The sequence below is a fragment of the Mycoplasmopsis agassizii genome, from assembly GCF_002276225.1.
Classification (GTDB): domain Bacteria; phylum Bacillota_I; class Bacilli_A; order Mycoplasmatales; family Metamycoplasmataceae; genus Mycoplasmopsis_B; species Mycoplasmopsis_B agassizii_A.
Genome location: NZ_NQNY01000022.1, coordinates 1 through 6,035 on the forward strand (window position 1 = coordinate 1; position 6,035 = coordinate 6,035).

Genomic DNA, 6,035 nt, shown 5'->3' on the forward strand with positions numbered 1-6,035 from the left:
CTGTCAATGCTTTATATTTTGCAAGTGCATAAGCATTTTCACTAGTAAAGCCTGTAACAGTTACTTCTTTACCTAGGTTAGAATCAGTAGTGATTTTACCATCTGCAGAGTTAAAGATTGTTTCTCCATTTTTTAATAAGGCTTTGAATTTTAAGGTTGTCTCATCTACTGAAACAAAACTATAACTAACAGTAAATCCTGCTGGACTAGTAGGTGCTGTAAATTTTGCTTTTTCTTCTGCATTTGTCATTGCTGTAATTAGTGCTTGAATTTGTGTGTCTGTTTTAAATTCACTCGCTAACTTCTTCGCACTTTCGCTGTCTGCTGCAAAAGTGCTAGGCAGAGCATCATACCAAGTTTTGGCTGCCTGCTCTTGCTCTGCAGATGTATTTTTAAAGCCACTTAAAGTAACTTCTTTACCAGCTGATTCTTTAGATTCAACTAACTCACCAGTAGCTGTATAGTATTTATCAGCTTGTTTTAGATAGACTTTAACTTTAAGTGTGCCAGCAGGATCTGAAGCAGATGAAGTCACTAGTTCTAGTTCGAGTTATGAACAAAAAAACAATAATTTTAAAATCTTTTTTAGTTCATTTACTGGGGTAACAAACTTATCAGAGATATTTATTAATGAAAAAGATAAACAGAAACAAAACTTATTTATTCTGAAAATAGTGTATTAAATTTATATAAAAATGATGCAAGAGAAGTCTTAAATTAAGATTTACCCCAAGTAGAATACTTTAATTTAATGTTCTCAAGTAATCAAACATTTAAAACATTTGTTAAACATCCCAATTTAGAAATAGATATTGTTAATTTAGAATTAACTAGTTTAAGAAAATGTCTTTACTAAACTTAGAAAATATTAAAAAAACTAAATAATCATTGAAATTTCAAAAATAGAAATTGAACAAATACAATCTGCTGTTAATTTGCGTTCTTAATTAAAATGAAATAAAACTTGTTTCTAATTTCAATATAGAAAACGAGATGTAGTTTACTACTCAGAAATTAAATATTGCTGTTCAACTGAACTATTATCCATCAGTTCTTTTTCTTTAACTAATGAAAAAAGTTGTCTTGCTAAATATTCAACACAAATAACATTAACTGCATTACCAAATTGTTTATAAGCTTGCTTATCATTAATATTAGGTTTAAAACTATCGGGAAAACTTTGTAATCTAGCAGTTTCTCTTGGTGTTAATCTTCTTCTTAATTTACCAATTATTGGAATTTGCACCATTGCTACTAATGCAGGAAATGAATCGGGTCTTTTTACTCTTATCCCTGAAGGGCGAAACTGAATAATTCCTTCTCATAAGGAATTAATAGCAGTCCCTGCTTGTCATTCAAACTTACGATCAGTTGGTGTAAAATCTTGTAAATTATTGTATTTTTTTAATCATTTATCAATAAACTTTTTATTGTTTTGATAAAGTTGACGACTTTTACGATAAAAGTCTTGCTTTCATTTAGGCAATGAATCTAGATCATAAGTTTCTTTAAACTCTGCACTAAAAACTGGAAAACCAATAATTTTTTCTTGAATACCTTGATAAAACTCATCTCAAGCAGTTAAGACTTTTTCTTCATAATCACTAATATAGTATTTTTGATCAACTACTTCTTCTTCAATGATATTGGCTGAATAAATAGATAGATCTTGCTTTTTACCTTTTGCTAATTCAATATTAATATGTTCAACACCTAGATCTTTTCTTACGCCAAGAATATAAACTCTTTCACGCAGTTGGGGAATCCCTAGTTGATGTGGACTCATGATAATTGGTTTATCATTAACTGTATAACCAATTTCATCTAAGGTTTTCATAATCACTCGATAAGTATTGCCATTATCATGAGCTACTAAGTTACGGACATTTTCTAAAATTAAATATTCAGGACGATTTTCCTGAAGTAGTCTAACAATTTCAAAAAATAGTGTACCTTTAATTTTGTCAGAAAAACCTAATTGTGCACCTGCTTTTGAAAAGGGTTGACAAGGAAAACCTGCGCACAAAACATTGTAAGGTGCTATTTTTTTAGGATCAACTTTAGTAACATCATTATCAGCGTTAATGCCATAGTTTTCTAAATAAGATTCAATTGCATATTTATCAATTTCAGAAGCGAAAACACATTCACCACCTAAATTTGACATTGCAGCATGGAAACCTCCAATGCCTGCAAATAAATCGATAAATTTAAAATTAGTTTTTTTCAAACCCATGACACTCTCACTTTAGATAAATATTTTTTGAATATTTCTATTCAAAAAAACATCTCTTTTTTTTCTCTAAAAAAACAATATCACACAAGCCAGTAAAATTAATAAAATCGTATTTTTAAATTAAAATAAGTTCTATTTTTAGTAAAACTAGTCTACTTTATAAACGTATTTTTCTAAATCAGGATTACTTAAATCAAGTAAAACTTTAGGATTGCGTTTGCTTCCATCTGAATTTTTAAAACCATCCTGAAAGACACCAACATTTTTGATGTTTTGCTTATTCAAAGCAACAAAAATTATTTCCTTTACTTTAAAAGCAACTTTTCTAGTTCTTGATTTAGTTTCACCTTTTTCAATTCTATTTAGCTCGTATTTACTTTTTGAGCCTTTGTACTCACTATGTCATTTTTTAAATGAACCATCTTCATCATAAAGCACATCACCACTTGCGATTATAAAACATACCTCCCCATGTTGAACAATTGCAGTAAAAACTTCTTAGTAGCCGTTAGTTGGTACAAATTTATTAATTGAAGAATGCGCCTTAAAATCAAAATTGATTTCTTTAAATCCATCAAATTGAACACTTCCATACTTTTTACCAGGTATTTGAAAATAGTTATTTTCTCCTATAATTTTTTCACACATGAATTGAAAGTAAAAGCCAATTCATTCCATTTGTTTTCAATTTCTGCAGTTATTTTCTTTCATGTATGTGATGGCTTGCTTGCCATCTCATTCTGTAGGTAGTTTTTTGATTAATGTTTCGAAAATTTCTTTGGTAGTTTCTAACTTCATAAATTTTGTAATATAACCCTTCTAATACAATAATTTAAAAGTGAATTTGAAAAATTTCACCTTATTATCATAAATATATTTTTGATAGAATTATAACATCGAATAAAGTTGAAATATATAATTGAATTTTTAAGTAAGTATCAATAATAATTTTCGACCATGAATTTTATATTAATAGCGGGGTAATATGTTCTATACAAAGCAAGACTATGAAAGTCGTGAAAACTATAAAAACATGCTTAGATCATTTGGACAAATATCTAGGGTTTTTTCAAATTCAGATACACCATATTTACCTTATAGAGCACACGAAAATATCTTTGCTAGATATTTTGATGTAATCAATATTTCTAGATCAGATAATTCAATTGATGCATATGATAGACAATCTAAAACTGGAATTGCTTTAAAAACTTGAGTAGGTAGTAATGATCAAAAAATTGCAGAATTTGGTAAACTGCTCAAAGAATATAAAAATCTTTCTGGAATCGAATTAGTTAAGAAAATATCTGAATATAGAAATATCAGATTAAGAACAACAAAGAAACTTTATGGAATTAACAAAATTATTTATCATGTTGTCAAACGTGTTCCTAATTACATGTATATTTATGAAACGATGCTTGAAGAAATAGATATTGATAATTTAAGACTTATTAAGAAAAACTCAGGTGATAACAACACTTATTTTAGCGATTCAAAGAATATTTATCATTTTAGTATTTCAAAAAATACACTATACATGATTTTTGATAATTTAACACTTTTAGATAGGATTGAAATAAACATTTTTAAAGATCCTTATAATGAAATACTAAAACTTGGACAATTATTTGAAACTCAAGTTGATAAAAAAAACAAAATTGAGCAGTTATGCTTAAGATTATATTCATGAAAAAATGGCAAAAAGTTTGTGTTTCCAAAAAGCGGTTTGAATCAATGAAATGCATCAGGAAGAAAGCGACACCCTGATGAAATTTATATTCCTTACCCTGTTGAAGATAAAAATAAAAATCCAAATTTTTTTCCTAGTAGAGATCAAAGTTTCAATCTAATGCTTCCTGATGGAACCTGAATAAGTGCAAAGGTTGCCCAACAGAATAACAAATCAATAATGAGTAATCCTAACAAAATGTTAGGTAATTGACTTCTTAGAAAAGTGTTTGAAATACCTGAAAATACTCTAATTACATATGACACTCTAAAACTATTAAATACAGACTCTGTAATCTTTACAAAGATCAATAACAATCGCTATAAAATAGATTTTTGTGAACTTGGAACATATGAAAAGTTTTACAATTTAGATTAAAACAAATAATCAAAATAGGCTTGCATTAACCAAGCCTATTTTAAAACTTCTAAAATATTATTAGCAATTTGATTAATTACATTAACACAAACTGAATTACCTGCTTGTTTATATAAACGTGAATCATTTTGCTCTGGTAGCTTAAAATCTGAAGGAAATCCTTGTGAGTTAAAACATTCACTTGGTGTCATTTTTCTAATTCCATGTTTAGTTTTAACTAGTGGTACATTGTGTCCACCTTCACCCATATTAGCTGTTAAAGTAGGCACAACGCCTGATTTATTTTTTCTAGCATATTTTCTTCTTCACTGATAAACAGCATTTTCTTCATCCATTGCTTCTTCTAATATTTTATGAATATCACCTTTATATTTATTAGGTGTGTAGTAATATTTTTCATCTAATTTATTAGAAAAATCAATTACATCTTCTAAGGTTTTAGTTAAAGCAATAGGCTTTGGAAAATTAAATTTATCATAATCTTTTTGATTCTTAAAAGCGACTATATAAATTCTTTCGCGATTTTGAGGAGTGTTTCCATAATCTTTAGCATTTAAGACTTGATAGCGATATTGATAGCCTGCTTCTTCTAATTTAGCAAGCACAATTTTGAAAGTATTACCTTTATCATGACTAACTAGATTCTTGACATTTTCTAGAAAAACAATTCGGGGTTTTTTACTATTTATGATTCTGATTAGTTCAAAAAAGACTTGTCCTCGCCCTTTTTCATCTAAAAAACCCTTTTGATAACCTGCAATTGAAAATGCTTGACAAGGAAAGCCGCCTGTAATAATATCAACATTAGGAATATCTTCTGCTTTAACATTTTTAATGTCTCGATAATCTACTTTTAGTGAAAAATTTTTTTCAAAGGTTTTAACAGGATAGGGATCGATTTCATTGGCATAAACAGTTTTGAAAAAACCGGTTTTTTCAAAACCTAAATCAATTCCACCTACCCCAGCAAAAAATGAAGCAATCGTAAATTTTTCTTTCATTTTAAACCACCTTTTCCTAGTAACAAATCAGTATTAATGTACAACCTTGATGAAAACAATATTGTTTTCATCGAAACTATACTAATAAATTTATTATATCATATCTTATTTGATACAATAAATAGCGTTTTACTTTATGAAGTAAAGTAAAAGATTTTGTTGAAATGGTATGAAGAAAATAACTTGTGTAAGTTAAAAAATTCAGATGAATTTATTGATAGTGGCGATGAATTTTAAAAAATATTTATTAGCATTCACTGAATTCAAAAGACTGCCTCGTTATCCTGATTATAATTAATAATTTTATTAATGTTTATAGGTAAAAACACAATTACAAATCCTGTTTAGTTATATCCTTTTATTTTTAGAAAGTAAAATACTCGAATCAAAAATGATTTGAGTACCTTCATTACTTTTTCTTAATTATTTCTAAAATTTCTTTTAACTGTTTAACAATTTCTTCGTTTTGCTTTTTTAAACCTTCATTTTGTGTTTGTAATTCAGTATTCTGAACTTCTAGTTTTTCTACTTTAGAATAAAGATCTTTGTTTTGTTCTTTAACTTCCTTAACTTGTATTTCAAGATTATCTACTTTATTTTCTAGATTATCCACTTTAGAGTTGATCGCTACATTTTGAACATTTATCTTATTAATCTGCGATCCAAGAGATTTAATAATGCTATCTGC

Annotated in this window: 7 protein-coding genes; 1 reads left to right on the top strand and 6 read right to left on the bottom strand. The window is 27.8% G+C overall.

The features are described 5' to 3' along the window. From CJJ23_RS04810 to CJJ23_RS04825, 4 genes are all read right to left on the bottom strand, one after another. Positions 1-535 (bottom strand): lipoprotein 17-related variable surface protein (locus CJJ23_RS04810; protein ID WP_143823649.1); only part of this gene is annotated, 535 nt, incomplete at its 3' end. A gap of 468 nt (positions 536-1,003) precedes the next feature. Continuing rightward, entirely contained in the window at positions 1,004-2,236 is a 1,233-nt protein-coding gene (locus tag CJJ23_RS04815) for a DNA cytosine methyltransferase (protein ID WP_095335209.1), read from the bottom strand. Between the two features lie 147 nt (positions 2,237-2,383). Next, positions 2,384-2,674, bottom strand: coding sequence for a hypothetical protein (locus CJJ23_RS04820; RefSeq protein ID WP_095335210.1), 291 nt, complete (start codon positions 2,672-2,674; stop codon positions 2,384-2,386). Between the two features lie 60 nt (positions 2,675-2,734). Further along, a complete protein-coding gene (locus CJJ23_RS04825) occupies positions 2,735-3,034 on the bottom strand; it encodes a hypothetical protein (protein ID WP_095335211.1) in 300 nt (99 codons plus the stop codon). 187 nt (positions 3,035-3,221) lie between these two features. On the opposite strand from CJJ23_RS04825, the gene CJJ23_RS04830 reads away from it, so the two are divergent. After that, positions 3,222-4,346, top strand: a complete 1,125-nt coding sequence (locus tag CJJ23_RS04830) for a restriction endonuclease PLD domain-containing protein (RefSeq protein WP_095335212.1) — start codon at positions 3,222-3,224, stop codon at positions 4,344-4,346. 35 nt (positions 4,347-4,381) lie between these two features. On the opposite strand, the gene CJJ23_RS04835 is transcribed toward CJJ23_RS04830, so the two are convergent. Both CJJ23_RS04835 and CJJ23_RS05110 read right to left on the bottom strand, forming a co-directional pair. After that, positions 4,382-5,347, bottom strand: a complete 966-nt coding sequence (locus CJJ23_RS04835) for a DNA cytosine methyltransferase (RefSeq protein WP_095335213.1) — start codon at positions 5,345-5,347, stop codon at positions 4,382-4,384. 409 nt (positions 5,348-5,756) lie between these two features. Further along, positions 5,757-6,035: hypothetical protein (locus CJJ23_RS05110; RefSeq protein ID WP_214608201.1), on the bottom strand; the 279-nt coding region annotated here is incomplete at its 5' end.